Consider the following 25079-nt stretch of genomic DNA (forward strand, 5'->3'; position numbering starts at 1 on the left):
CAAAGAGCGCAGTTGCGCCCTGGTGGCTTTCCCGACCCGCGCCCCTCAACCGGTCGGCCGTCCGGCCAGATACACCGGCAGTGCGCGGAGCCCGTTCATGATGAAGGTGCCGGGCGGCGCCAACTCGGCCGGCGAGACCGCGAGGGCGAGCGCGGGAAACCGCTCGAAGAGCGCCGGCAGCGCCACCGACGCCTCCAGCCGGGCCAGCGCGGCGCCGACGCAGAAGTGTGCCCCGTAGCCGAACGACAGGTGGTCCTTGTCCGGCCGGGTGAGGTCGAACGTCTCCGCGCTCGCGCCGTACCGGGCCGGGTCGCGACCGGCGGCGGCGAGGCAGATCAGGATCGGGCTCCCCCTGTCGATGGTGACGCCCTCCACCTCGATGTCCTCGGCCGCGAAGCGCAGCGGGAGCTGGGCGATCGGCGCCTCCGCCCGCAACGTCTCCTCGATCACGTCCGACCAGGAGGCCCGGCCCGTCGCCACCAGCTCCCGCTGGTCCGGGTGGCTGAGCAGGGCCACGACGGCCTTGGTCAGCAGGTTCATCACCGTCTCCGAACCCGCGCCGAGCACGTTGAACAGCGAACCGACCAGCTCGGACTCGCTGAGCAGCCCCTGCCGGTCGTGCGCCTGGACCAGCCGGCTGGTCATGTCGTCGGCCGGGGCCGCCCGCTTGGCGGCCGTCAGCTCCCGCAGCGCCACCTGCCAGTGCGCCACGTTGGCTGCGGCCTCCTCCGGCGGCAGCGTGGTGTCGACGGCGAGTTCGAGGCCGCGCAGCACCTCCGGCCGGGCCTCCTCCGGCACTCCGAACAGCTCGCAGATCATCTGCGCCGGCAGCGGCGCGGCGAAGTTCGCCCGAAGGTCGACCGGCCGGTCCGCCGGATGTTCGGCGAGCCGGTCCAGCAGGTCGGCGACGATCCGCTCGACCAGCGGACGCTGCGCCTCGATCCGGCGCGGCCCGAAGTCCGGTGCCACCAGTCCGCGCAGCCGACGGTGGTCCTCCCCGTCGACCAGGGTCATGCTGTCCATCTTGACCCAACTGATCAGCGGCCAGTCGTCACCGATCTCGCCGTTGATGAACGCCGGCCAGTACCGGCGTGGATCCTTGACCACCCGCGGATCGGCGAAGAGCCGCCTGGCCAGCGCGTAACTGGTGATCGACCAGGCCGGCACCCCGCCGGGCAGCTCGACCCGGACCGCCGGCCCCAGCTCGCGCAGCCGGGCCGCCTCGGCCAGGATGTCGCTCCCGGTGCGGTCGATGACGTAGGGACAGCGGTCGTCCTGCATGGCTCGTCTCCCGGGGTCAAGAGGGGACCGTGGCGGCAGCCGCCGCCGGTCTCGGCGCTGGGTGCCGCCGGCCGAGCACCCGGGCCAGCATCCCGGGCCGCAGCAGTGCCTGCGGCCCGTCGATCAGGCCGGCCACCCGCAGGAAGGACTCCGCCACCACCGGGTCCTCGGTTACCGCGCGGTGCACCCGGGCCAGGTACGCGCCGGCCAACCGGACTCTCGGGCTCCGGGCACCGACGACCCCCGGGTACGCCAGGTCGCCGAGGACGTTGATCTCCCAGGCGGCCCGGATGGTCGGGGCGACGGCGGCGAAGAACTCGACGGGTCGGGGTTCGGCACCACGACGCAGGTGGTCGCGGAGCACCAGCGCCTCGACGGCGGTGATCGTGTTGCCCTGCGCGTAGACCGGGTTGGGACTGGCCATCGCGTCCCCGAGCACCAACAGCCCGTCGGGGAACCTGCTCAGCCGCTCGTAGTGCCGCCACAGGCTCGTCGGGAACTGGTACGCCCGGATCTCGTCCAGCGGTTCGGCGACCCGCAGCGCGTCGTGGATCTCCGGCACCGGGACCGTCCGCGCGTACCCGAGGAAGCCCTCCGGCTCGGTCGGGGCCTGGTCGCCGAGGTGCGCGTTGAGCGACAGGACGTACCGTTCACCCCCGTCCGGCAGCGCCCGCTCCCGGGCGAAGACGGCACCGCGCGGGTGACTCGGCGTCTGCGCGACGATGTACGCCAGGTCCGTGCCGAGCAGCCCCAGCGGCAGCCGGTAGTGCCGGGTGGTGTAGCTCAGCCTGATCTTGATTCGCTCCTCCGCCGGAGGCTGGTAACCCAGCTCCGCCAGCCAGACCGGCAGCCGCGAGCCCCGGCCGGTCGCGTCCACGACGAGATCGGCCGGGAGCAGCTCCGACCGCCCGTCGCGCCGGTGCAGGATCCGCACCCCGGTCACCCGGCGGCGGTCCGGGGTGGTGACCAGCTCCCGGACGTCGTGCCCCTCCCGGAAGGTCACGTTGGGCAGGGCCCGGACCCGCTCGCGGACGGTCTGCTCCAGCGCGGTCCGGGGGATGGCGAGGCAGACCAGACCGCTGCGTACCTTCGGCAGCCGCCGGCCGTTGATCACCCAGCGCAGGTCGGCCCCCACGTCGCCGGTCGGCACCCCGGCCGCCCGGGACTGCGCGGTGATGCCGGGGAACAGCTCCTCGATGGCGCGCTGCCCCCGGGCGAGCAGCGCGTGCGCGTGGAACGCCTGCGGGGTGGCGTGCCGGGTTCCGGTCACGCCGAGCAGGCGGTCCCGGTCCACGACGACGATCTCCCGGTACGCCTCGGCGAGGACGTGACCGGCGAAGAGGCCGGCGATGCTGCCGCCGAGGACCACCGCGCGCTCACCGAGGGGTACGCCGTTCGCCGGCTGGGTCACCTCGCCCCGTCCGGCAGCGGGATCGGGGCGCGGACCGGCGTGTTCCCGTACCCGGTGATGGTCCACTCGCCGTCCTGCTTGACGAAGACCCAGATGCCGCGGATCGCGTGCTCGACCGGGACCTCGGTGGCACCCGGAGGGTACGCGCCGCCCTGGGAGAGGAGCAGCATCACGTCGTCCCGGATGTACCGCAGCTCCAGCGGTGCCCCGAGCACGTGGGTCCCCTTCCACTTGCCGTCGAAGGCCTCCGCCATCCAGTCGCGGATCGCCGGACGCCCCTTCAGGTGGGCGCCGGGGAGCACGATCGAGGCGTCCTCGCTGTAGACCGTGGACAGTTCGTCGGCGTCGTTCTCGTTCCACGCTCCGGTTATGCGCGCGACGATGTCGCGTACCGCTTTCTCGTCTTCGGGACGGACCGGAGAGACGGCGTTGCTCATTGCGTTTTCCCTTCCTGGGATGGACGCGAAAGGTGGTGCCGCACCGGAGGCCGCTGATATGCCGCCGGTACCCCAAAATCGTCGTGTAGGGCCGAACGGCGACGCATCTCCTGGTGTGCGGTTGCTGCGCATCCACGAAGACGCGACACCGGCCACGGCTGGCGACAATCGGTCGACGGAATGGTCAGCACCGCCCGAGGGAGGGCCCGAAGTGTTTGGTTTGGACGGTAAGAGCGCCGTGGTCACCGGTGCGTCCCGGGGCATCGGCCGGGCGGTCGCGCTCGGCCTGGCCAGGGCCGGTGCGAACGTGGCGGTACTGGCCCGTGGCACGTCGGCGCTGGCCGAGGTGGCGAAGGAGATCGAGGCGTCCGGGCGCAGAGCGCTCGTGCTCACCTGCGACATCGACCGGCCCGACGAGATCGACCAGGCGGTGGCGGCGGCCCGGGACGAGTTCGGCGGTATCGACGTCGTGGTCAACAACGCCGGCGGTTTCAGCCACGTCGGACCGTTTCTGGAGATGACACCGGCGGACTGGACGCAAATTCTGCGCACCAATCTGGATTCGGTCGCGCACATGTGCCGGGCGGTCGGCGGATATTTGACCACTGTGGGTCGGGGATCGGTTATCAACGTGGCCTCGGTGGGCGGTTACAACGGAGTTCCGATGCTTTCGCCGTACGCGGTGGCGAAGGCCGGGGTCATCTCGTTGAGCCGTACCCTGGCGGTGGAGTGGGCGGCCAGTGGAGTACGGGTCAACGTGATCGCGCCGGGCTGGACGCGTACCCGGTTGACCCGCAGCTTCGCCGGTAACCCGGAGCTGGCCGACGGCTTGATCCAGAGCGTGCCGATGGGCCGGTGGGGCGAGCCGGACGACCTCGTCGGCGCGGCGGTCTACCTGGCCAGCGACGCCTCCCGGATGGTCACCGGCGCCTGCCTGACCGTGGACGGCGGGGTGACCGCCTACGACACCGGACCGGCGATGATCGACATGCTGAGCGCCGGCAGGGTCCCGATCTAGCCCGCCGCCGGCCCGCCACCGAGCTAGCCCGCCACCGGCCCGCCACCGATCTCGACCACCCGGGCCCAGGCCGGCGGCGCGTCCGGCACGTAGTCGGGATCGTCCTCCCGCCAGGACCGGTTCGCCGTCGGCCTGGGGAAGAGGCCCACCACCGTCCGGCACGCCGGCCGCGCCGCCGGCCACGGCGTCTGCCCGTCGGTGAGCACCACCACGACGTCCGGGGCCGGTTTCGTCCGCAGCGCCCTCGCGAAGCCCGTGCGCAGGTCCGTCCCGCCGCCGCCGAGCAGCGGGATCTGCCCGGCCCGGCAGAGCGGGTGCACCATCCGGGCCGCCGCGTCGCAGGGCAGCACGCTGACCAGCTCGCGTCGGCCGCCCACCGCCCGACCGATCGCGGCGATCTCGACCAGCGCGCTGCCCAGCTCGGTGTCGCTGACCGACCCGGAGGTGTCGACGACGACGCAGACCCGGGGCGGCCGGCGCCGCAGGCTCGGCAGGATCACCCCGGGCAGGCTGGCGGAGCGGCGGGCCGGGCGACCGTACGTGTAGTCGTCGCCCGCACCAGCGCTGCTGGCGGCCGAGCGGACCGCCGCCCCCAACAGGGCCAGCCACGGCTGCGGCGGATGGAACGCCTCCTCGGCCCAGCGCTCCCACCCCCTCGGGGCGGTACCCGGCCGGGCGGCGATGCCCTGCGCCACCCGGAACCGTACGGCGTCCCGCTCCTGGGCGGTGAGCCCGTGCGCGCCGTCCGGTCCGAGGTCCCACTCCCGGTCCAGCCCGTCGGCGCCACTGCCGCAGTCCAGCCAGACGAAGTCCTGGGTGTGCGGCCCGAGCCGGAACTGCCGCAGGTAGTCCTCCATCAGCTCTCCCGGGGTGAGGCCCAGCAGCGCCGGCTCGACCGCACCCTCGGGCCGGGCGAGCCCGTCCCCGTACACGTCGTCGTTGATCTCGCAGTCCGCCGCGATGTTCATCCGCAGCCGTTCGCCCGGCCCGACGAGCCCGCGCCGCTGGGCGACCCGGTCACCTCGGCCGTGGTGGTCGCGCAGCAGGTGCGAGACCTCGTGCACCCAGACCCCGGCCAGCTCCTCGACCGGCGTCCGGTCCACGAAGGCGGGGGAGACGTAGCAGCGCCAGTGTCGGTCCACGGCCATCGTCGGCACCCGCCGGGACTCGACGGTGTGCAGCGCGAAGAGCGCCGTCGCCAGGTAGGGCCGGACCCGGGCCGCGTGCAGCCGGGCGGTGAATAGCTTCGCGGTGTCGAGGGCACCGGCCGGGCCGTTCACCGGCCGACCCCGGCGGTGACGGCGACCCGGGTCGCGACCTCGTCCGCCCGCCTGGTCAGCGAGACCACCCCGGCGAGCCGGTCGATCGCCGCCGGAACGTCCCAGTCGGGCTGGCGGAGCGCGGCGAGCGTGGTCGCGGGTACCACCACCAGGTCCGGGGCGCCGGTCTCCAGCGCCCGGACCAGCAGTTTCCAGGCCGCGTCCCAGCGGGACCGGTCGGGGCGCTTCCGGACCGCGTCGACCACCCCGTCGAGTACGGCCTGCCGCAGGTCACCCCGCTCGGGCAGGTCGGCCCGGGCCGGGTCGGCGAGCAGCAGTTCGGGGTCCGGCAGGTCCAGCCGGTCCAGGCTGGCCAGCAGCTCCAGCCCCGGTCCGTCGCCGACGGTGCCCCTGACCAGCATGGAGAGCACCTCCCGGGAGGCGTCGGCCGCGGTGGCGAAGGCGACCAGCCGCAGCGTCATGTCCCAACTGCGCGGTGACGGCCACGCGCCGCCCCGGCGGGCCTCGTTCTCCGGCAGCCGGTGCACGAGCCCGGGGCGGGCGGTCAGGAATCCGCAGACCGCGCGTCGGGCGAACGTCACCGCCTCGGGCAGCCGCTCCGGTGCGAGTCGGGGGAGTGCGGCCCTGGGCCAGGTCCCGCCGAGCCCCCGCACCACGACCTGGGGGTCGTGTGTCCACTGTAGGTGGACGAAGCGGTTGGCCAGCGGTGGGCTCAGCTCCCAGCCGTCGGCGGCCGAGGAGCGGGGGTTGGCGGCGGCCACGATCCGGACGCCGGGCGGAAGCCGCAGTGCGCCGATCCGCCGTTCCAGCACCACCCGGAGCAGGGCGGCCTGCACGGCCGGGGGCGCGGTGGAGAGTTCGTCCAGGAAGAGCAGTCCCCGGCCGGCCCGCACCAGGCGTACGGCCCAGTCCGGCGGGGCCATCGGCACGCCCTGCACCGCGGGGTCGTCGCCGAGCACGGGCAGGCCGGCGAAGTCGGACGGCTCGTGCACGCTGGCGATCACCGTGGTCAGCGGCAGGTCGAGGGCCGAGGCGAGCTGGTTCAGCACGGCCGTCTTGCCGATCCCCGGCTCTCCCCAGAGCAGCACCGGCAGGTCGGCGGCGACGGCCAGGGTCAGGGCCTCCAGTTGCGGGTCGGGGCGCGGCTCGGTCGCGGTGTCGCCGAGCAGGGCGAGCAGGTCGCCCGCGACGTCGAGCTGACCCCGCCGGGACGGTCCCGCCGACCCGCCAGCTCCCGGAGCGCCCGGATCGGCCGGAGCGCCCGGATCGGCTGGATCGGCCGGAGCGCCGGGAGCCGGTGTGCTCGCAGCCGGGGACGGAGCCGGAGCCGGTGTGCTCGCAGCCGGGGACGGAGCCGGAGCCGGTGTGCTCGCGGCCGGGGTCGAGGACGGAGCCGGAGTGCGGGACGGAAGGGCGAAGCGGACGGGGGAGTCGGGTGCGACGGTGGCGGGGGCGGACGGCACGGAGATGCGCATGTGAGATCACCTTGGGGTCGGTCGGGTCCGGACAGGCCGGTGCGGAAGCGGAGCAGGACGGTGCGCGCGGGTCAGCGGTTGGTGGCGTGCCTCGGCCGTTCCCGGGAGGTACGCCGGGACCGCGCGGCCAGTCGAGCCAGGTCACGGCGGCGCCCGTGCAGCCCGCTGGCCGGGTGTGGCGCACAAGCATCCAGCCCGGCGCGGTACAGCCCGTGCGAGACCCGGCGGAGCGCCGCCGTTTCCAGCTCCTCCCGCAGGGCACCGGCCCGGAGCAGTGCCTCCGCTCCGAGCAGGTTCTCGACGGCGGCGACGGCGCCCTCGGTGTCGCCGTGGTCCAGGCGGGCCCGGATGTCGCCGAGGTTCTCCGGCTGGCGGTGTGCCCCGTCGATCGCCCGCAGGCAGGGCAACGGGGTACCGGTCAGCGCGGCCAGCAACTCCTCGCGGCGGAGCTCGGCGGGATCGTGGTCCAGTGCGACGAGTACGCCGTCCACCAGGCCGATCCGGTGCCGGGCGCCCCGACACTCCACGAGGCGCGGTGCCGCCCCGTCGCCCGGGGGCGGCCGGGTCCCGGCGACCGGCCGGTCCGGTACGAGTGCCGAGGCGACCAGCGGATGCAGCTCGTCGGCGCGGATCAGCCCGGCCCGGAGCAGGGCCAGGTCGGGCAGGACCCAGGTCGCCGCGTCCGGCAGTACCGGTAGCGCGTCGGTGCGGCTCCGGGCCGGCAGCGGCCGGATCCGTGACCGGGTGGGGCCGCCGGCCGGGTCCGGCGCCAGCTCCAGCAGCAGCCGGTGCCGGGAGCCGAGCCGGACGGTGACCCTGCTCCCGCCCTCCTCGTCCGCGTCGAGCAGCAACCGCGCCTCGGCGGCCCAGCGCGGCACGGCGCAGTCGAAGTCGGGCGGTACCCCGCCTTCCGGGTCGGGCGGGCCGGCGTCGGGTCGCTGATCCGCCCCGGAGCGCACCCGCAGCTCGCCGGACCGGCGTACGTCCCAGAGGTGACGGTGCAGGTCGAGCCGGAACCGTCGGTCCGGACGGGGATGCGGGTGCGGCCCGGACGACCCGGACCGCGCCGGGTCCCACAGCGCCAGGCTGATCCGCTGCCCGGCGTCCGCCCAGGCCGGTGGGGTCCGGACCACCAGGTGCGGGGTGCCGGCCACCGTCCCGGGGTACCGGGCCAGCGAGATGGTCAGGCCCGGTCGCAGCAACCCGTCCGGCGCGACCCGGGGCAGGTGCCAGCGGAGCAGGTCAGGAGCGAGATGGCAGAGGTCGGCCCGGAGCCGGGCGGCCAGGTCACGACCGTAGGTGCGCGCCACGACACGCAGTCGCAGATCCACGTCGACGCGTGCGGCGGCGCAGGCTCCGGCCCAGTCGCCGACGGCACGGCGGGCGGTCGCCAACTCGATCATGGGGGGCGGCACGGCGAACTCGCGCACGCGCAGCCAGAAGGATTGCCGGGAGTCTCTGTCCACAGTCGATGGGTGCATCAGCACTCACCTTGCGTGGACTGGACCCCCAATCTGCACAGAGAGGTATTCATCGCGGAGCAGAATAGCGCCTCCCGCCCCGGCGGGCCAGAGAGGCGTCCCGGTCGAGGAGGCGCTCCGGCGCGACCAGCGCGTCGCCGCGTCGGGTGATGCTCCGCCGGCCGGGGCAGCCGGTCGGCGGCGCGGATCAGAGGCGGTCGTCGTTCAGGACGCTGCTGCACCGTCGGATCGACGCCAGGTGCAGCCGTCCGGTCAGCGCGGGGGTGAGCAGCCGGCCGGCGAGCCGGGTCAGCGCTCCGGGCGGCCGGTTGGTGACCTCGCTCGCCGCCAGCCGGGAGATCCGGCGTACCCGGCGGCTGCGGATCCGCTCGTACCGGCGCAGCGCGGCGGCCGGGTCGCCCGGCGTCCCCAGTGCGCGGCGGAGCAGCCAGGCGTCCTCCAGCGCCTGGTTGGCGCCCTGGGCCTGGGACGGCGGGAACGCGTGCGCCGCGTCGCCGAGCAGGGTCGACGGGCCGGTTCCCCAGCGTGCCGGCACCCGGTGCAGCACGTGCGGGTACGCCTGCACGTCCGACCCGGTGAGCCCGGCCAGCAACTCGCCGACCGGCTCGGCGTAGGAGGCGAACCGGGCCCGCAGCCACTCCAGTACGGGGCGGTCGTCCGGTGCCGGTTCGGGCACGTCGAACCACCACTGGAGCAGGCCGGCGCCGGCCGGCATCAGCCCGCAGAGTCCGGCCGGACCGACCAGGCAGCGGGCGTGCACGTCACCGGCCAGCTCGGGTAGCGCCCTGGTCAGTCCCTGCCAGCTCACCCAGCCGTTCCGGGTCGCGGGTTCGGAGTCCAGCACGGTCCGACGGACCACGGAGCGGTAGCCGTCGGCACCGACCAGTACGTCCGCGGACTCCCCGGCGACGGTCACGCCGTCGGGTCCGACCCGGAGGTCGGAAACGTCGTGGCCGTACCGGACTGTCTCCGGCGGCAGCGCTGCGGCGAACCGTTCGAGGATGGCGGCGCGTGGCACGGTGGCCACCCCGAAGCCGGTGTGCCGGCGGGCGCCTCGCAGGTCCGCGCGGGCGAAGGGTCGCCCGTCCGGGGTGCAGAACTCCAGCGTCTCGACCTCGCCGCCGAGCCCCTCCAGGGGTACGCCGAGCTGGGCGGCCGCCGCCGCGCCGTTGCCGAAGACTGTCACCGCCGCGCCGTCGGTACGCGGCCCGGGTGCCCGTTCGAGGACCCGGACCCGGTGGCCGTCGGCCAGCAGGCCGTTCGCCAGGGCGAGTCCGCCGATGCCGGCGCCGACGATGATCACGTGCATGACACACCCCGTTCACTACGATCGTTGTACTACGCATATTGGCATACGATCGGGAGGTGCCACCACCCAACCAACGTCGCCGGGCCGAACTCGCCGACGCCGCCATCGCCCTGCTGGCCGAGACCGGGGTGCACGGGGTCACCCACCGCGCGGTCGAGAAACGGGCCGGCCTGCCCCCGGGTACGGCCTCCAACTACTTCCGCAGCCGGGAGGCGCTGCTGGTCGCGGCGGCGGACCGGGTCGGCGAGCTGCACTACGCCGACATGGACGCGGCCGGGGCGGCGTACCGGCCGACCCCCTCGACGGAGACCCGCGAGCGCGCGGTGGAGCTGATCGCCGGGTCGCTGCTCACCGCCGCCACCGTGCACCGGGACCGCTACCTGGCGATCTTCGAACTCCGGCTGGAGAGCCTGCGCCGGCCGGTCCTCGCCGACGCGCTGCGCGGACTGCTTCAGCGCTCCGTCTCGGTCACCGCCGGGCACCACGCCGACCTCGACCTGGCGATCCCGCCGGAAGCCGTGCCGACCCTCGTCGCGCTCTACGGCGGAGCGCTCTTCACCCTGGTCAGCAGCGCGCCGGGCGAGATCACCCCCGAGGCGACCCGGGAGTTGGCGGCTGCCATCGTCCGGGCCGCGCTCGACGACGGCTGAACCCGCGCCGGCCACCGGACTCAGCCGCCGGACGGCCAGGGCTTAGTCGCTGGACGGCTCGGGGCTCGGTCGCTGGCCGGCACGGGCTCAGCCGCTGGCCGGCACGGGCTCAGCCGCTGGCCGGTCGGGGCTCAGTCGCCGGCCAGCGGCGGGAGCGGGTCGGCCGGTCCGGACGGCCGGTTGGCGGCCAGGAACTCGGCCAGCACCTGGGTGTGGGTGGCGAAGGCCAGCTCCGCCGGCTCGGTGAGCACCAGCCACTCGGTGGCCTCCTCGGTCGGTGCCGAGGGCGGCAGCGAGTCGGCCGGCCGGGCCGGCAGTACGCCGAAGATCAGGATCGTGCCACCCGCCGGTGCGCTGTGCACCGCGTAGAGTTCCGCCGTCCGGGCGTCGGCGACCAGGCCGGTCTCCTCGCGGAGTTCCCGGACCAGCGCGTCGCGCCAGTCCTCGCCGTAGTCGATGAACCCGCCCGGCAGCGCCAGCCGCCCCCGGCCCGGTTCGATGTCGCGGCGCTGCACCACCACGCCGATGCCGTCGGCGGTCAGCACCGGCAGGATCGCCAGCGCCACCGGGGACGGGTTGCGCCAGGTGGTCTGGCCGCAGTGCGCGCAGACCCGGGGCCAGGTGAGCACCGAATAGGCGGTGCCGCAGTACGAGCAGTGCGAGTGCGGGACACCGGTCACACCGGAGGACGCTACCCGCCCCGGACACCGTCCCCGGCCCCCGGCCCGCCGCGCCGCCCGCGCCGCCCGCGCAGTCCGTCGGACCGACCGGATGGCCGGCGACGGCGGGCACCAGCACCGGAGGCGACCCGGTCAGCTCGGATGGTCGGCGACGGCGGGCACCAGCATCGGAGGCGACCCGGTCAGCGGATATCGTGCGGGGAACGATCGCAGCTGCGCGCCGTTGTCGTCGAAGAGCGAGGGACGAGGTGTTCTCCGGTGGGATGGCTCCGGCCGGCCGCCGCCCGGCTGCGCCAGGGCTGGCTGCCGATGGTCGAGGCGACGCTGGCCGCCACCGTCTCCTGGGCGATCGCGGCGGCGGTGCTCGGCCACCCGCAGCCCTTCTTCGCCCCGGCGGCCGCGCTGATCGTGCTGGGCCAGGCTCGGGGCCAGCGGATGCGCCGGGCCGTGGAGGTGGTGCTCGGGGTCGCCGCCGGGGTACTCGTCGCCGACCTCGTGGTGCAGGCCCTCGGCCGGACCACCTGGACGGTCCTCACCGTCGTACTGCTGACCGTCGCGCTCGCCACGGCGATCGGCGCGAGCAACGTCTCCGTGGTGCAGGCCACGGTCTCCGCCCTCTATCTGGTGACGGTGCCGCCGACGACCGACGCGCTGGTGCCGTTCCGGTTCGTCGACGCGCTGATCGGCGGGGTGGTGGCCCTGGTGGCGAGCCAGCTGGCCAGCGCCCGGCAGCCGCTCGCCCCGCTGCTGGCCGAGTCGCGCCAGACCTTCGTCGCGCTGGCGGAGCTGCTCACCGAGATCAGCGAGGCGCTCGACCGCCGCGACGAGCCGGCCGCGCTCGCCGCGCTGCACCGGGCCCGCCGGCTGGACGCCGCCGTGGATCGGCTCCAGACGGCGGTACTGGCCGCCGGGGAGGCGCTGCGGCTGCACGTACGGCGGCGCCGGCACATCGGGCGGGTACACGCGCTCGACGCGTCCAGCCGGCAGGTCGACTACGCGGTACGCAACCTGCGGGTACTGGCCCGAGCCGGGGTGGCGCTGACCCGGCTGCCGGTGGCCAGCCCGCCGGAACTGGCCGAGGCGCTGCGGTTGCTGGCCGAGGCGATGCGCTGTGCCGGTGAGGCGTTCGCCGCCGACCTGAGCGGGCAGGACGAGGCGGCCGACCGGTACGCCGAACGGACCGACGCCGCCGCCCTGGACGCGGTACGCACCGCCGGGCGGCTGCTCACCCGGAATCCTCCGCTGCCGATCATCATGATCGTGGGCCAGATCCGGGCGACCGCGATCGACCTGCTCCGGGGTGTGAACGCGGACGATGTCGCCGTGCTGGGCCGGGTCGACGAGGCCCTCGGCCTGCCGCCGCTCTGAGCGGCTGCGACGGCTGCGCGCGCTGCGGTGACCGGTCCGCGTCCCGGCCGGTGGATCCCGGCTGGGCAGGTCCGCGTCCCGGCCGGTGGCTCCCGGCTGGGCCGGTCGGTGGGCCGGGGCGGGGTCGGCCGGGGCTATCCGGCGAGCGGGGCGCGGCGCATTGCCAGCAGCGCCACGTCGTCGGCCGGCTGTTCGACGCCGAGGGCGGCCATGATCGTCGCGCAGACCGTCTCGGCGGGTCCGGGCTCGATCGCGGCGCGCAGCCGGTCCAGCCCGACGTCGATGAGTTCGTTCCGGCGTTCGACGAGCCCGTCGGTGTAGCAGACCAGCAGGGCGCCCGCCGGAAGCTCCACGGCGGTGCTGCGGCGGGGGGTGGGGCGGCCGGTACCGAGCGGCAGGTCGACGGGGACGGCCACCGTGTGGACCTCGTGCCCGGGCCGGGCCATCATCGGCGCCAGGTGTCCGGCGAGCGAGACGCGGAAGTGCGTCCGGTCGGGGCTGACCAGCGTGTAGAGCACGGTGGCCAGTTTTCCCGCCTCGAAGTGCTGGATCTTGAGGTCGAGTCGGGTCAGCGCGTCGGCGGGGTCGTCGCACTCCAGTGCGTAGGCCCGCAGGGCGCTGCGTAGCCGTCCCATCACCACGGCCGCCGCGAGGCCGTGCCCGGAGACGTCGCCGACCACGATGCCGAGCCAGCCGGAGGGGAGGGTGAAGACGTCGTACCAGTCGCCGCCGACGCCGGTGTGGTGACCGGGGACGTACCGGGCGGCCATGTCGACGCCGGTCGCCTCCGGTAAGCGGGTCGGCAGCAGGCTGCGTTGCAGGGCGAGCGCGGCGGTCCGGTCGATGTTGCCCATCCGGGCCTGGCTGGCCAGGCTCGCCCGGTCGGCGACGAGTTGCAGCAGCCGGACGTCGTCGGCACTGAACTGACGCGGGGTGAGGGTGCCGACGTGTATGACGCCGACCAGTTCCGAGCCGGCGAACATGGGTACGCCGAGCATCGACCGGATGCCCTTGCGGTGCAGGATCGGGTTGACCACCTCGGCCGGGGTGACCTGTGGGAGCACGACCGGCTGCCGGTCCTGGGCGACCCGGCCGGCGAATCCCCGGCCGACGGCGATCCGGAAACCCTGCTGGACCTCCTCCTCCAACCCCTTCGCGGCGGTGGCGACGAGCTGCTGGGCGTGCTGGTCGAGCAGCAGGATCGCGGCCGTGTCGACCTGGAGCAGGCCGCAGACCCGGGCGAGCAGTTCGTCGAGCAGGTCCTCCACGCCGAGTCGGGACAGCGCGGAATCGGTCACCGCCTCGATTCGGCGCAGCCGTTCGTCGGCTCCGGAGTCGTCCACCTCGATCACGCGGGAAAGCCTAGCCCGTGCCGCCTCCGGCGGGACCCTGGTCGGCGGGTGGTTCGGCGCGGCTTCGTCGAGGGGTCGGCGGGATGCCGGTTATATCCGGAGGAAGGCCGCGATCGGCAACAAGTGGGCGTACGGCGCCGGGGGCACTAGGATCTGCGGGCGCGAGGCCGGTCGCAGGGCCAGACCAGCGTACGAGGAGGTCCAGATGATCTTTATCACCGCGAAGTTCCGAGTGCTGCCGGACTATGCCGACAGGTGGGCCGAGGTGTCGGGCGACTTCACCCGGGCGACCCGGGCCGAGCCGGGCTGCCTCTGGTTCGAGTGGTCGCGCAGCCTCGACGACCCGAACGAGTACGTGCTGGTCGAGGCGTTCCGGGACGGCGAGGCGGGCGCCGTGCACGTGCGGTCCGAGCACTTCCGGCAGGCGCAGCAGAGCCTGCCGACGTACCTCGCCGAGACGCCGAAGATCGTCAACACCACGATTCCGCAGGACGACTGGTCGATTCTCGGCGAGATGACCGTCCCCGAGCGGAGCTGAGCCCCGGCCGGCCCGGACCGGGGTGCCGGTCACACCGTCCCGCCCCGGGCCGGCCAGTCAAGATCCGCCCACCCGCCGTCCCGCTCGGTTCCCGGGCACTTCCCGGTGCTCGACCGACGGGCCGACCAGGATGGACGGTGCCGTGGCCGGCGGCGGTTCCCGCCTGACGAGGAGCCGCCCGGATGGCGGTTCCCGACCGACGAGGAGTCGCCGCCGGACGGCGGCGGTTCGGCGGCGACCGGCCGCGACGTGCCGGGCGCGCCGGCCGGGAACCGGTCCGCCGGTGGGTGCTGCGCGGTTAGGGTGGCGGTGGATATGTCGAATCCGACCAGGTGTGACATATCGAGAGGAGACGACCGGCGCCATGCGGCTTGGCCTACAGATCCCCAACATGACCTGGCCGAACGGGCCGGCCGGGCTCGGCGCCGACCTGGCCGCCGTGGCGCGTACGGCCGACCAGGCCGGGTTCGAGTACCTGGCCCTGATGGATCACTTCTTCCAGATCGAGACGGTCGGCCCGCCCGAGGCGGAGATGCTGGAGGCGTACACCACGCTGGGCTTCCTGGCCGCGCACACCGAGCGGGCCACCCTGCTCACCCTGATCACCGGGGTGCACCACCGGCAGCCGGGACTGCTCGCCAAGATCGTGACGACCCTGGACGTCCTCTCCGGCGGGCGGGCGATGCTCGGCATCGGCGCCGGTTGGAACGCCGAGGAGTCCCGGGGGCTCGGCATTCCGTTCCCGCCGCTCGCCGAGCGCTTCGAGTTGCTCGAAGAGACCCTGCGGTACGTGCTCCAGATGTGGTCCGACGGCGACGGGCCGTTCCACGGCAGGCACGTCCGGGCCGAGCGGCTGCTGAACTCGCCGCAGCCGCTGACCCGGCCCCACCCGCCGATCATGATCGGCGGTGGCGGGGAGAAGAAGACCCTGCGGCTGGTCGCCAGGTACGCCCAGGCGTGCAACCTGTTCAACACCCCGGAACTGGAGCACAAACTGGCCGTCCTGCGGGAGCACTGCGAGCGCGAAGGTCGGGACTACGCCGAGATCACCAAGACCGTCTACCAGTTCATGGACGTCGGGGAGAACGGCGAGAAGACCACCCAACTCCTCGACGAGTTGCGCCGGCTGCACGACCTCGGCTTCGACGTGGCGATCGGGGCGGCGCCGCAACTGCCCCGGCTGGACGTACTGGAACGGTTCGGCACCGACGTCATCCCGGTGGTACGGCAGTTCTGACCCCGCCCGCCGGATCGGGCCGGTGACCGGCCGGGCCGATGCCGACGGCGGGCAGGATCGCCTGGTCGACGATGGCGGCGAGCACCTCGTCGCCGGGCAGGTGGTCGTTGTCGGTGCCGTACTTGAGCACCAGCGCCTCGCCGATGTCCATCACCACCGGGGTGAGCAGCGCGGGATCGAGCTGACCCTGCCTGGCGTAGTGCCGCAGCACCGTACTGGTGAAGGTGCCGCCCCGGGCGTCGAAGACCCGGGTGTACAGCGACGCCACCAGGTCGGGATGGCGGTGCCGCTCCATCAGGATCGCCACCACGGCGGTGGCGGCCGGGGTGACCATCCAGGCGACGAGTTGGCGCAGCGCCCGGATCAGGTCGCCGCGTAGGTCGTCGGCGCCGGGGGACGGCACCTCCTGCGGGTGTGCCTCGTGCAGCGCGTCGAGCAGCAGTTCGCGCGGGGACGACCAGCGCCGGTAGAGCGAGGTCTTGGCGGTGGCGGCCTCCTTGGCGATCCCCTCCATGGTCAGTCCGCCGACGCCGACCTCGGTCACCTGGCGGAGGACGGCGGCGTGGATGGCCCGGATCAGCTCGTCGCCGCGTCGCCGGGTACGCCGCTCCGGCTCCGGGCCGGCTTCCTTCTCGCGCATGCTGCCTCTCAACTAAGAAACGCTTGCGTATCTTACCTTCACAATGTTAGATACGGGTGCGTAGCTAATCATCGCAGTCGACCCGGATGATTCTGCCGCCCACCGGGCGATCTCCGATGGTCGCGAGCTGCCGTGCCCACATTCCTGGACCATCGGGGGAAAGTAATGTCCAGCCTCTCCGGCTCCACCGACCTCGCCGCCCCACCCCACCCGCCCGGGTCACCGGCCGCCCGCTCCCTCGCCCCCGACCTCGCCCGGGGGACGATGCTGCTGCTCATCGCGCTGGCCCACGCCCACATGTACCTCTACGGCCACGAGACCCTGTTCCGCGGCTACAGCACCGACGGCGGCACCCTCGACCGGGTGGTCGCCGGCCTCCAGGTACTGCTGGTGGACGGCCGCGCGCTGCCGATGTTCGCCGCGCTCTTCGGCTACGGCATGGTCCGGCTGGCCGACCGGCGCGCCGCGTCCGGCGCCGACTGGCCGCAGGTACGCGGCCTGCTGCGGCGACGCAGCCGCTGGCTGATCGCCTTCGGCTTCGTCCACGCGCTGCTGCTCTTCTTCGGCGACATCCTCGCCACCTACGGCCTGCTCGGGCTGGTGCTGGTCGGCATGCTCCGGGCCCGGGACCGTACCCTGCTCTGGGTCGCCGGCCTCTGGACGCTGGTCTTCGTCGCCGTCGCCGTCATCCCGCCGCTCGGAATCATCGAGAACGGTTCGACGCCACTGCCGACCGACGCCGAGTCCCCGCTCGCCGCGATCGGTCCCCGGGTCGGCACCTGGGCGGTGCTCGCCCCGATGCTGGCGCTGGACGTGGTCACCCCGCTGCTGCTCGGCATCTGGGCCGCCCGGCGCCGGCTGCTCGACGAGCCCGGCCGGCACCGGCGACTGCTGACCCGGGTCGCGCTCGGCGGGATCGGCCTCGCGGTCCTCGGCGGTACCCCGCTGGCGCTGATCGACAGCCGGATCTGGACGGACTGGAGCGCCGCCACCGCCGTACCGGCGTACGTGCTGCACAGCGTGACCGGCATCGGCGCCGGCCTCGGCTACGCCGCGCTGGCCGGCCTGGTCGCGCACCGGATCGCGGCCGTACGTGCCGTGCCCGGCCGGATCGCCACCGCGCTCGCCGCCTGCGGGCAGCGCTCGCTGACCTGCTACCTGCTCCAGTCGGTGGCGTTCGTGGCGCTCTTCTCGCCCTGGGCCGCCGGCCTCGGCGGGCGGCTCGGCGACGCCGGCGCCTCGGCGGTGGCCCTCGGCGTCTGGCTCGGCACCGTGCTGCTCGCCGAACTGATGCGCCGGGCCGGGCGGCGCGGCCCGGCCGAGGTGCTGCTCCGCCGGCTCAGCTATCGGCAGACCCCGCTGGCCGCCGCCGGCCAGACCGGGCCGGCGACCGGGCGGTAGCGCCGAGTCGGGCGAACCGGGCCGACTACTATCGTGATCCCAGCGGCCTGTCGCTGGAACGGGCGCCCGACGAGGTGTCGGGCTGCCAGCCGTCCAGCTCGTGGGGCCCGACCAGATGATCGAGGAAGGGGCCACGCGGTGGCGGCCATAGAACGTACTCTTGTCCTGCTCAAGCCCGACGCGGTCGCGCGCGGGCTGACCGGACGCCTGGTGCAGCGCTTCGAGGACGCCGGACTGAAGATCGTCGGCATCAAGATGAAGCAGATGGACGCCGACTTCACCCGCCGGCACTACTTCGACCTGGAGGAGCGGTACGGCAAGGGCGTCTACGACGCCACCGCCAGCTACATGCAGCAGGGGCCGGTGGTGGCGCTGCTGCTGGAGGGCGTCGAGGCGGTGGCGAACGTCCGCCGCATGATCGGCCCGACCTTCCCGGGACAGGCGGCGCCGGGCACCATCCGGGGCGACTTCGCGCACATGTCGAAGGCGTACGCCGAGTCGACCGGCAAGGCCATCGCCAACCTGGTGCACGCCTCCGGCAGCGTCGACGAGGCGAAGTACGAGTCCGAGCTCTGGTTCGGCGCCGACGAGCAGTTCGACTACCAGGGCCTCGCCGAGCGGTACGTCTTCTGACCGCCCCGGTCACGACCTGACGACCCGGGACGGTCGCTCCCGCCGGCCGGCACGCTCCGGCCGGCGGGGCAGATTCGGGCCCGGGCAGCGCAGCACCGCGGACCCCCGGGCGGTGGCTCAGCCGGCGTTGGCCGCCGACATCGCCCGGTGGCTGCGCATCGCGTGTTCGAGCACCGCGATCAGCACCTCCTTGCCGGACTCCCGTCGCCGGGCGTCGCATAGCATCACCGGTACGCCCGGGTCGAGGCTCAACGCCTGGGTCACCTCGTCGAGCTGGTACTGCCGGGCACCCTCGAAGCAGTTGACCGCCACGATGAACGGCGTGCCGTGCTTCTCGAAGTAGTCGACCGACGGGAAGCAGTCGGCCAGCCGCCGGGTGTCGGCGAGTACCACCGCGCCGAGCGCACCGAGCGCCAGCTCGTCCCAGACGAACCAGAACCGGTCCTGCCCGGGCGTGCCGAAGAGATAGAGCACCAGGTCGTCGTTGATGCTGATCCGGCCGAAGTCCATTGCGACCGTGGTGGTGGTCTTCGCCTCCACCCCGGAGAGGTCGTCGACGCTGACGCCCTCCTCGGTGAGGAGTTCCTCGGTCCGCAGTGGACGGGTCTCGCTGACCGCGCCGACCATGGTGGTCTTGCCGACGCCGAAGCCTCCGGCAATCAGGATCTTGACGGCGGTCGGCATCGGTTCGTTCGACGTCCCGGCCAGGTCGGCACCGTCAGAGTGCGCGTAGCCCATTTATCACCTGTTCGAAGATGCTGTCATCGGTAAGGACCGGTGCCGGCCGCGGCTCGAACACCCGGACGAGCTGTCGTTCGAGCAGATCACCGAGGAGCACCCGGATGGTGCCGAGCGGCAGGTCCAGGTGCGCCGCCACCTCGGCGACCGAGAGCCGCCGACGGCAGAGCGCGACGATCGCCAGATGCTCCGGCCCGAGCCCGACGTCCCGGGCGGAGACCGCCCGTACCGTGCTCACCTGTGAGATCAGGTCGAACTTGCCGGTCACCGGCCGGGCCCGACCCCGGGTGACCGCGTAGGGCCGGACCACCGGGCCGGCGTGCTCGTCGACCCAGTGCACCTCGGGCGGGTCCTCGTACTCGGTCATGGCCGGAGATCACTGCCGCTGGACCGGCGCGTCAGGTGCCCGGCTGCTCGACGCGAGGTACTTACCGGCCCGGGTCACCAGCATCGCCATCTCGTACGCGATCAGGCCGACGTCCGCGTCCTCCGACGCGAGTACGGCGAGACAGGCGCCGTGCCCGGCCGCGGTCACGAACAGGAACGCCGAGCGCATCTCGATGATGGTCTGCTGCACCGGCCCGCCACCGAACCGCTTGCCGGCACCCCGGGCCAGGCTCTGCACGCCGGAGGCCACCGCGGCCAGGTGTTCCGCGTCGTCCCGCTCCAACTCCCGCGACGAGGCCATCAGCAGCCCGTCGACGGAGAGCAGGATGGCGTGCTGGGTCTGTTTCACCCGACCGACCAGGTCGTCGAGCAACCAGGTCAGGTCGAGGTTCGACGCTGTCTTCTGCACGGGTTGGTCCCTCTCTCTACCGGTGACTCTCCACATCGGAGACGTTGGCGGTCACGCCTCGGGCGGAGCCGAGCCGGTGGCGCCACCACCGTCGTCCAGCGGGCGCGCGGCGTCGGACCGTCCGCGCCGGGTGCCCGATTGATAGGAACTCATCATCCGGCGGATCTGTTCAGGAGTACGGGGGGCTTGTTCCTCCGCCGGCTCCGGTTCGGGCCGGTCGTCACCGTCGCGCAGCGGCGCGGCGAGGTTCGCCTGCCGGACCCGGACCGGCAGCCCGGACGGGGTCAGCGAGGCCGATCCGCTCACCCGGCCGGACCCGGCCGGCGGCACGGAGGAGCCGGTCGGCGCGGACGCCCCGCCACCGGCCGCCGGTGCACCGCCGGGGACCGGCCCGGCTCCCGGAGCGACCACATCGGACGGTGCGTGCGCGGAGGCGCCGGAGACGGGTCCGGGCCGTGTCGCCGGTCCGGCCGGCCCAGGGAACGCCGTGGCGTCCGGCGCGGCGCCGGCCTGCGGCCGGGCGGAGCCTCGGTCCAGCCCGAGGGGCGGCAGGCCGGAGTTCCGGGGTACGAGGTCCGGGGCCGGTGGTGCCAGGTCCGGCTTCGGCGGGGCGCCCGCCGGCCGTCCCGGTGTGCCGAGCGAGCCTCCGGCGCTCGGCCACTCGGGTCCCCGGCGCGACTCCTGCGCCGGATCCGCGCCGGGCTCCCGGCCCGTACGCTGCACCGACTCGCGACCCGGCTCCCAGCCGGACGGGCCCGTCGACTCCCGCTCCGGCGACCGGTCGAGTTCCCGCACCGGGGGTCGGCGTACGCTGCCGCCGATCGCGCTCGCGGCGAGCCGCTCCACCGGCATCGCGCCGGCGGTCGGCTCACCCTCCGCGCTGCGGTCGGTGATCAGGTTCAACGGGAGCAGTACCACCGCCGTGGTGCCGCCGTACGGCGACTCCTTCAGCCGGACCCGTATGCCGTGCCGCTCGGTGAGCCGGCTGACCACGTACAGGCCGAGCTGGGCGGCACCGCCGGTGAGGGTGAACTCGTGCTGGGTGGCGATCCGCTCGTTGGCGGCGGCCCGGTCGTCGCTGCTCATGCCGAGGCCCCGGTCCTCGATCTCCACGGCGTAGCCGTTGGCGACCAGTTGACCGCTGACCTGCACCGCGGTGTGCGGGGGAGAGAAGGAGAGCGCGTTCTCGACCAGCTCCGCGATCAGGTGGATCACGTCGCCGACCGCCCGGCCGGCGAGGTCCACGGCACCGACCGGGAGTACGGTCACCCGGGCGTAGTCCTCCACCTCGGCGACCGCGCCCCGCAGTACGTCGATCATCGGGACGTTGCGCCGCCAGGCCCGGCCCGGTGTCGAGCCGGAGAGCACGATCAGGTTCTCCGCGTTGCGGCGCATCCGGGTGGCCAGGTGGTCCACCCGGAACAGGTCCTCCAACTCCTCGGGGTCGTTCTCCCGGCGCTCCATCGCGTCCAGCAGGGTGAGCTGCCGGTGGATCAGCGCCTGGGTACGCCGGGCCAGGCTGAGGAAGATGTCCCGGACGCTGCGGCGCAGCTCGGCCTGCTCCACGGCGGTGCGTACGGCGGTCTCCTGGGCGACGTTGAACGCCTGGGCCACCTGCCCGATCTCGTCCGGGCCGGCCCGCAGCGGCGGCGCGTCCGTGCCGACGTCGACCGTCTCGCCCCGGCCGAGCCGGCCGACCAGGTCCGGCAGCCGCTCGTTGGCGAGCTTGAGCGCCGCTTGGCGGAGCCCTTCGAGCTGGCGCACCAGCGACCGCGCGGTGTTCACCGAGATGACCACGGCGACCAGGCCGAGGATGGACATCACCAGCATCCGCAGGATGGTCCCGATCGCGCCGGGGGTGGCGGCCTTGACCACCTCGTCACCGCCGGCGATCTGCAACCGGAGCAGTTCCTGTAGCCCGGGGTCGATGGTGCCCCGCCACTCGTCGGCCGATACCGCGGGGCGGCCGTTCGGTCGTCCATTCAGGACTATCCGGTCCTCGACCGCGCGCAGCCGGGCGAGTGGCCCCTGCTGGAGCGCCTGCCGGTAGCGCTCCTGGTCGGCCCGGGGCAGCTCGGCCATCGCCTCGTCGGCGATCAGCCGCTCGGTCCCGATCAGTTGGATCACCCGGGTGTGCTCGGCCGGGCTGATCCGGTTGGCGGCGTACGCGCCGACCAGCAGCGCGTCGACCTGGGAGGCCAGCTCCCGCGACCTGGTGAACCTGATCAGGTTCTCGACGCGGCGGTCGATGTCACCGGCGTCGAGGTTGCCCAGCGAGCCGTACATCCGGAAGATCGCCGCGATCGCGTCGGTGAACGCCTGCGCGGCGGCCAGCCGGTCGATGCGGCGGGCGTCGACCGCCTCCCGGACGGCGGTCAGCCCGTCGAGCTTGGCCAGCGCCTCGTCGACCCGTCGTTCGAGTTCCGGCCGCGCCGCCAGCCTGGTGAACCATTTGCCGGTCTCGGCCCGGAAGATCGCCACGTCCGCGCGCACCTTGCGGCGCTCGGACTCCAGCGTCTCCCCGGCCGGTGCCTGCGCCGTGCCCAGATATCTCAGCGACTGCCGCCGCTCGTTCTGGAGGTTCAGGATCAGCGGCTCGGTCGGCGCGTACACCTGGGCCTCCAGGGTCTGCACCCAGATCAGGTTGAACCCGTCGCGCAGCGTCACCCATGCGCCGAACGCCCAGAGCGCGGTGAGGGTGAGCAGCAGGGCGACAACCTTGGTACGCAGGCGCGAAGCACGAAAGCCCATTACACCGTCCCGTGCCGGTCGGAGGCGATTGATCGACTACTCGCCAGGTTCTGGCGTCGTGGGCGCCCTGGGTCGCATCCACGATCTTTGAGTACCCGGCGCACGCTAGCAGCGCCCGGTGTGATGCCTCAACCCCCGGTTTGAACGAAGATCACCTTTTTGGCCGCTCCCGGGCGGTTGGCCTGCTGATCAAAGGCCCCGGGGATCGCCACATCCGGCGGTCTCCACTTCGGCCGGTCGGGTCGCCCGGTCGTCCACCTCGGCGGCAGCGGGTCGGTGACCATTGATAATCTTCGTCGACATCGGGATGTCCGGGCGGGCCTGTCGGGCCGGAGGGCGATCGGGGGCGGGTGGATGCTCGACCAGCGGCTGCACCACCATCTGGTGACCTGGCTGGGCCAGTGGCCGGCCGGCGGGTCGCTGGACGTGGTCGGCTCCGAGCGCCGGATCCAACCGGGCTGGGACGGCGAGCCGCATCCGGTCGTCGGGATCGGCAACTCGCTCGGGGTCGTACTCTCGGTGCCGCCGGACCGGGTCGCCGCCGTACGCGCGCTCGGTGCCCGGCCGGTCGCGGCGCTGCTGGCCGAACTCCCCACCGTGCTCGACCTGCCCGGCTGGGTGGGCTACCGGGCGGTGTTCCGCTTCACGCTCGCCCCGGCGCCGCTGCCGGACGGCGGTGAGTGGGTCGACGCCGGGGACGCGGTGGTGCCGCCGTGGCTGCGGCCGTTCGGCGGCGAGGTGCTGGTGGTGCGGGACTCGGACGGCGGCTATCTCGCCGGGGTGGGCATCAAGCGGCACGACGGCTACGGGCACGAGATCGCCGTCGGCACCGAGCCGGCGGGTCGGGGACGGGGGCTGGCGCGTCGGCTCGTGGCGCAGGCGGCCCGCCGGGTGCTGGACGAGGGTGCGGTGCCGACCTATCTGCACGATCCCGGCAACCTCGCCTCGGCCCGGGTTGCCGAGGCCGCCGGGTTCGACGACCGTGGCTGGTCCGCCTACGGGCTGGAGCGGGCGGACCAGCCGACGTCCCCGTGACCCGGCGACCGTCTCGATCGGACCGTCCGACTCAGCCGCAGACCCTGCCCACGCCGACTCCGCCCGACACGGTGCCCGGCACGCTGGCCGGCGGGTCCACGGTGTACGGATAGAAGCCGCGCGGCTCGACCACCGTGCCGGCGGTCTGCGGGGCGCCCGAGTTGACGTAGAGGTTGTTGCGCTCGACGACCCGGCCGGGGCCGCTCTTGTCGTACCCGACGTAGATCGGGTGGGCCACGTTCTCGAAGTAGTTGCCCTCGACCATCAGGCCGGCGTTCTCGGTGGAGGCGATGCCGTAGAGCGCGTTGTTCCGGTAGTAGTTGTTGAAGACGTGCACCGGGTCCGCGAACCTCACCCGGGGATGCCGCTGGTCCGTGCCGTCGAAGAAGTTGTGGTGGTACGTCACCCGCAGCTTCCCCACGTCGGCGGTGTACGTGTCGGAGTGCCCGACCAGCGACGACTTGCTGTGCTGGTGGAACCGGTTCCAGGAGACCGTGACGTAGTCCGACTCCCGCTTGATGTCGAGCAGCCCGTCGTAGCCGTCGGAGAGGTCGTTGTGGTCGATCCAGACGTGGTGGGCCTTGTTGGTGACGCTGATCGAGTCGTCCTCGGCGCCGGTGAACCGGATGTTCCGGATGATCACGTTGTTGCCCGGCCGGGTGGTGGAGCCCATCTGGAGGCCGCCGCCGGTGATCTCGGCGGTGCTGCCGACGCCGAGGATGCTCTTGTTCGCCACCACGGTCACCATGTCGTCGAGCTGGATCCGACCGGAGATCCGGATGACGAAGGGCCCGGCCCGCCCGGCGTAGTCCTCCAGCGCGGCGGCGGTGGTCACGGTCACCGTCGGCCCGCCCGCGCCGCCGGTGGTGCCGTTGAGGCCGAGGGCGTTGACCGAGGCGAACCCGATCGGGGCGTCCGTACAGAGGATCGTCGCGTTTCCCGTCGTGGCGGTCCGGTCGTACGCCCCGGCCTGGGCCGGTCCGGCGGCACCGGGCAGGGCCAGGCCGAGTACCCCGACCAGGCCGGCGGCGACCCGGCCCCGGTGCCGGGCGAGCGGACTGCGACGGGTGGCGGGACGGGACGGGGCGGTACGGGGCCGATGGGCGGCGGGTCCGGCGACGGGTCCGGGGCGCGGGGCGCCGAGGTGTCGAGGTGTCATCTGGGTTCTCGGTTTCTCGGTACGCGTCGCCACCCGGGCGACGCGGGCGTGGCGGGGGACGGGCGGTGCGGGCGCGGTGCGCTCGGCGGAGAGGGGTGCCTCCGCCCGGGTGGCCGGTACGGATCGGGCGGAGGCGGGAAAGCGCTTTCCTGCGATCCACGATAGGTCGCACACCGACGTTCGTCAATGAGATCGAAGCGGCCCCGCCCGGGTGCTGTCCACCGGACGCGAGCGCCCGGGGCGTCATCCGCGGAACCGTGAACCCGCGCCGGCGGCGTCATCCGCGGAACCGTGAACCCGCGCCGGGGGCGTCATTCGCGGACGTGGACCCACGCCGGGGGCGTCATCCGCGAACCGTGGACCCGCGCCGGGGTCCACGGTCCGCGTCCTCTCCCAGGCCGAGGTCCGA

General features: G+C 73.6%; 23 protein-coding genes. 8 read left to right on the top strand and 15 right to left on the bottom strand.

All coding sequences use genetic code 11. The features are described from left to right. Positions 1 to 45 precede the first annotated feature (45 nt). From C6W10_RS12830 to C6W10_RS12840, 3 genes are read right to left on the bottom strand one after another with little or no spacing between them, the layout of a single operon-like run. Entirely contained in the window at positions 46 to 1281 is a 1236-nt protein-coding gene (locus C6W10_RS12830) for a cytochrome P450 (protein ID WP_107258267.1), read from the bottom strand. Between the two features lie 16 nt (positions 1282 to 1297). Continuing rightward, entirely contained in the window at positions 1298 to 2758 is a 1461-nt protein-coding gene (locus C6W10_RS12835) for an NAD(P)/FAD-dependent oxidoreductase (RefSeq protein ID WP_234361728.1), read from the bottom strand. After that, complete coding sequence (locus C6W10_RS12840) at positions 2689 to 3129, bottom strand: SgcJ/EcaC family oxidoreductase (protein WP_107258269.1); 441 nt, start codon at positions 3127 to 3129, stop codon at positions 2689 to 2691. The genes C6W10_RS12835 and C6W10_RS12840 overlap by 70 nt, the downstream gene beginning before the upstream one ends. Positions 3130 to 3340: 211 nt before the next feature. Here C6W10_RS12840 and C6W10_RS12845 point away from each other — a divergent pair, with 211 nt between their 5' ends. After that, positions 3341 to 4147, top strand: a complete 807-nt coding sequence (locus tag C6W10_RS12845) for an SDR family NAD(P)-dependent oxidoreductase (protein ID WP_199853922.1) — start codon at positions 3341 to 3343, stop codon at positions 4145 to 4147. A gap of 23 nt (positions 4148 to 4170) precedes the next feature. On the opposite strand, the gene C6W10_RS12850 is transcribed toward C6W10_RS12845, so the two are convergent. From C6W10_RS12850 to C6W10_RS12865, 4 genes are all read right to left on the bottom strand, one after another. After that, the gene (locus tag C6W10_RS12850; protein ID WP_107258271.1) at positions 4171 to 5427 is read right to left on the bottom strand and encodes a VWA-like domain-containing protein; all 1257 of its coding nucleotides are present in this window, start codon (positions 5425 to 5427) and stop codon (positions 4171 to 4173) included. Then, positions 5424 to 6902: a MoxR family ATPase gene (locus tag C6W10_RS12855; protein WP_234361729.1), complete on the bottom strand. Its 1479-nt coding sequence runs from the start codon at positions 6900 to 6902 to the stop codon at positions 5424 to 5426. The genes C6W10_RS12850 and C6W10_RS12855 overlap by 4 nt, the downstream gene beginning before the upstream one ends. 71 nt (positions 6903 to 6973) lie before the next feature. Continuing rightward, positions 6974 to 8383 (bottom strand): hypothetical protein, encoded by a 1410-nt coding sequence (locus C6W10_RS12860; RefSeq protein ID WP_107263901.1) that lies wholly within the window; start codon positions 8381 to 8383, stop codon positions 6974 to 6976. Positions 8384 to 8570: 187 nt separating this feature from the next. Beyond that, entirely contained in the window at positions 8571 to 9692 is a 1122-nt protein-coding gene (locus tag C6W10_RS12865) for an NAD(P)/FAD-dependent oxidoreductase (protein ID WP_107258272.1), read from the bottom strand. A gap of 56 nt (positions 9693 to 9748) precedes the next feature. Here C6W10_RS12865 and C6W10_RS12870 point away from each other — a divergent pair, with 56 nt between their 5' ends. Further along, the gene (locus tag C6W10_RS12870) at positions 9749 to 10342 is read left to right on the top strand and encodes a TetR/AcrR family transcriptional regulator (RefSeq protein WP_107258273.1); all 594 of its coding nucleotides are present in this window, start codon (positions 9749 to 9751) and stop codon (positions 10340 to 10342) included. A 131-nt stretch (positions 10343 to 10473) separates the two neighbouring features. Here the strand turns inward: C6W10_RS12870 and C6W10_RS12875 are convergent, their stop codons facing one another. Further along, positions 10474 to 11022 (bottom strand): NUDIX domain-containing protein, encoded by a 549-nt coding sequence (locus C6W10_RS12875; RefSeq protein WP_107258274.1) that lies wholly within the window; start codon positions 11020 to 11022, stop codon positions 10474 to 10476. A gap of 258 nt (positions 11023 to 11280) precedes the next feature. On the opposite strand from C6W10_RS12875, the gene C6W10_RS12880 reads away from it, so the two are divergent. Next, on the top strand, positions 11281 to 12390 hold the full coding sequence (locus C6W10_RS12880) for an aromatic acid exporter family protein (RefSeq protein WP_234361730.1): 1110 nt from the start codon (positions 11281 to 11283) through the stop codon (positions 12388 to 12390). 134 nt (positions 12391 to 12524) lie between these two features. Here C6W10_RS12880 and C6W10_RS12885 read toward each other — a convergent pair whose 3' ends face one another. Continuing rightward, entirely contained in the window at positions 12525 to 13742 is a 1218-nt protein-coding gene (locus C6W10_RS12885) for a PP2C family protein-serine/threonine phosphatase (protein WP_234361731.1), read from the bottom strand. Positions 13743 to 13947: 205 nt separating this feature from the next. Between C6W10_RS12885 and C6W10_RS12890 the strand changes: the two genes are divergently transcribed. Both C6W10_RS12890 and C6W10_RS12895 read left to right on the top strand, forming a co-directional pair. Continuing rightward, positions 13948 to 14280: a putative quinol monooxygenase gene (locus tag C6W10_RS12890; RefSeq protein WP_107258276.1), complete on the top strand. Its 333-nt coding sequence runs from the start codon at positions 13948 to 13950 to the stop codon at positions 14278 to 14280. A 364-nt stretch (positions 14281 to 14644) separates the two neighbouring features. Next, entirely contained in the window at positions 14645 to 15517 is an 873-nt protein-coding gene (locus tag C6W10_RS12895; protein ID WP_107258277.1) for an LLM class F420-dependent oxidoreductase, read from the top strand. On the opposite strand, the gene C6W10_RS12900 is transcribed toward C6W10_RS12895, so the two are convergent. After that, the gene (locus C6W10_RS12900; RefSeq protein ID WP_107258278.1) at positions 15492 to 16157 is read right to left on the bottom strand and encodes a TetR/AcrR family transcriptional regulator; all 666 of its coding nucleotides are present in this window, start codon (positions 16155 to 16157) and stop codon (positions 15492 to 15494) included. The two genes, C6W10_RS12895 and C6W10_RS12900, sit on opposite strands and share 26 nt — an antisense overlap. Before the next feature lie 132 nt (positions 16158 to 16289). Here C6W10_RS12900 and C6W10_RS12905 point away from each other — a divergent pair, with 132 nt between their 5' ends. After that, on the top strand, positions 16290 to 17558 hold the full coding sequence (locus C6W10_RS12905) for a DUF418 domain-containing protein (protein ID WP_199853923.1): 1269 nt from the start codon (positions 16290 to 16292) through the stop codon (positions 17556 to 17558). A gap of 138 nt (positions 17559 to 17696) precedes the next feature. After that, positions 17697 to 18191: a nucleoside-diphosphate kinase gene (locus C6W10_RS12910; RefSeq protein ID WP_107258280.1), complete on the top strand. Its 495-nt coding sequence runs from the start codon at positions 17697 to 17699 to the stop codon at positions 18189 to 18191. Positions 18192 to 18308: 117 nt separating this feature from the next. On the opposite strand, the gene C6W10_RS12915 is transcribed toward C6W10_RS12910, so the two are convergent. Genes C6W10_RS12915 through C6W10_RS12930 form a run of 4 tightly spaced genes read right to left on the bottom strand, consistent with a single transcriptional unit; the run spans position 18309 to position 22476 of the window. Further along, the gene (locus C6W10_RS12915; RefSeq protein WP_107258281.1) at positions 18309 to 18929 is read right to left on the bottom strand and encodes an ATP/GTP-binding protein; all 621 of its coding nucleotides are present in this window, start codon (positions 18927 to 18929) and stop codon (positions 18309 to 18311) included. Next, positions 18910 to 19296 carry a DUF742 domain-containing protein gene (locus C6W10_RS12920; protein ID WP_107258282.1) on the bottom strand — a complete coding sequence of 129 codons (387 nt, stop codon included), beginning with the start codon at positions 19294 to 19296 and terminating at the stop codon, positions 18910 to 18912. The genes C6W10_RS12915 and C6W10_RS12920 overlap by 20 nt, the downstream gene beginning before the upstream one ends. 9 nt (positions 19297 to 19305) lie before the next feature. Continuing rightward, on the bottom strand, positions 19306 to 19725 hold the full coding sequence (locus C6W10_RS12925) for a roadblock/LC7 domain-containing protein (RefSeq protein WP_199853082.1): 420 nt from the start codon (positions 19723 to 19725) through the stop codon (positions 19306 to 19308). A 51-nt stretch (positions 19726 to 19776) separates the two neighbouring features. Then, the gene (locus tag C6W10_RS12930; protein ID WP_107258284.1) at positions 19777 to 22476 is read right to left on the bottom strand and encodes a sensor histidine kinase; all 2700 of its coding nucleotides are present in this window, start codon (positions 22474 to 22476) and stop codon (positions 19777 to 19779) included. A 354-nt stretch (positions 22477 to 22830) separates the two neighbouring features. Between C6W10_RS12930 and C6W10_RS12935 the strand changes: the two genes are divergently transcribed. Then, complete coding sequence (locus tag C6W10_RS12935) at positions 22831 to 23511, top strand: GNAT family N-acetyltransferase (protein WP_107258285.1); 681 nt, start codon at positions 22831 to 22833, stop codon at positions 23509 to 23511. Between the two features lie 31 nt (positions 23512 to 23542). On the opposite strand, the gene C6W10_RS12940 is transcribed toward C6W10_RS12935, so the two are convergent. Beyond that, a complete protein-coding gene (locus C6W10_RS12940) occupies positions 23543 to 24670 on the bottom strand; it encodes a polysaccharide lyase family 1 protein (RefSeq protein ID WP_107258286.1) in 1128 nt (375 codons plus the stop codon). Positions 24671 to 25079 lie beyond the last annotated feature (409 nt).

The organism is Plantactinospora sp. BB1 (genome assembly GCF_003030385.1).
Lineage (GTDB): Bacteria > Actinomycetota > Actinomycetes > Mycobacteriales > Micromonosporaceae > Plantactinospora.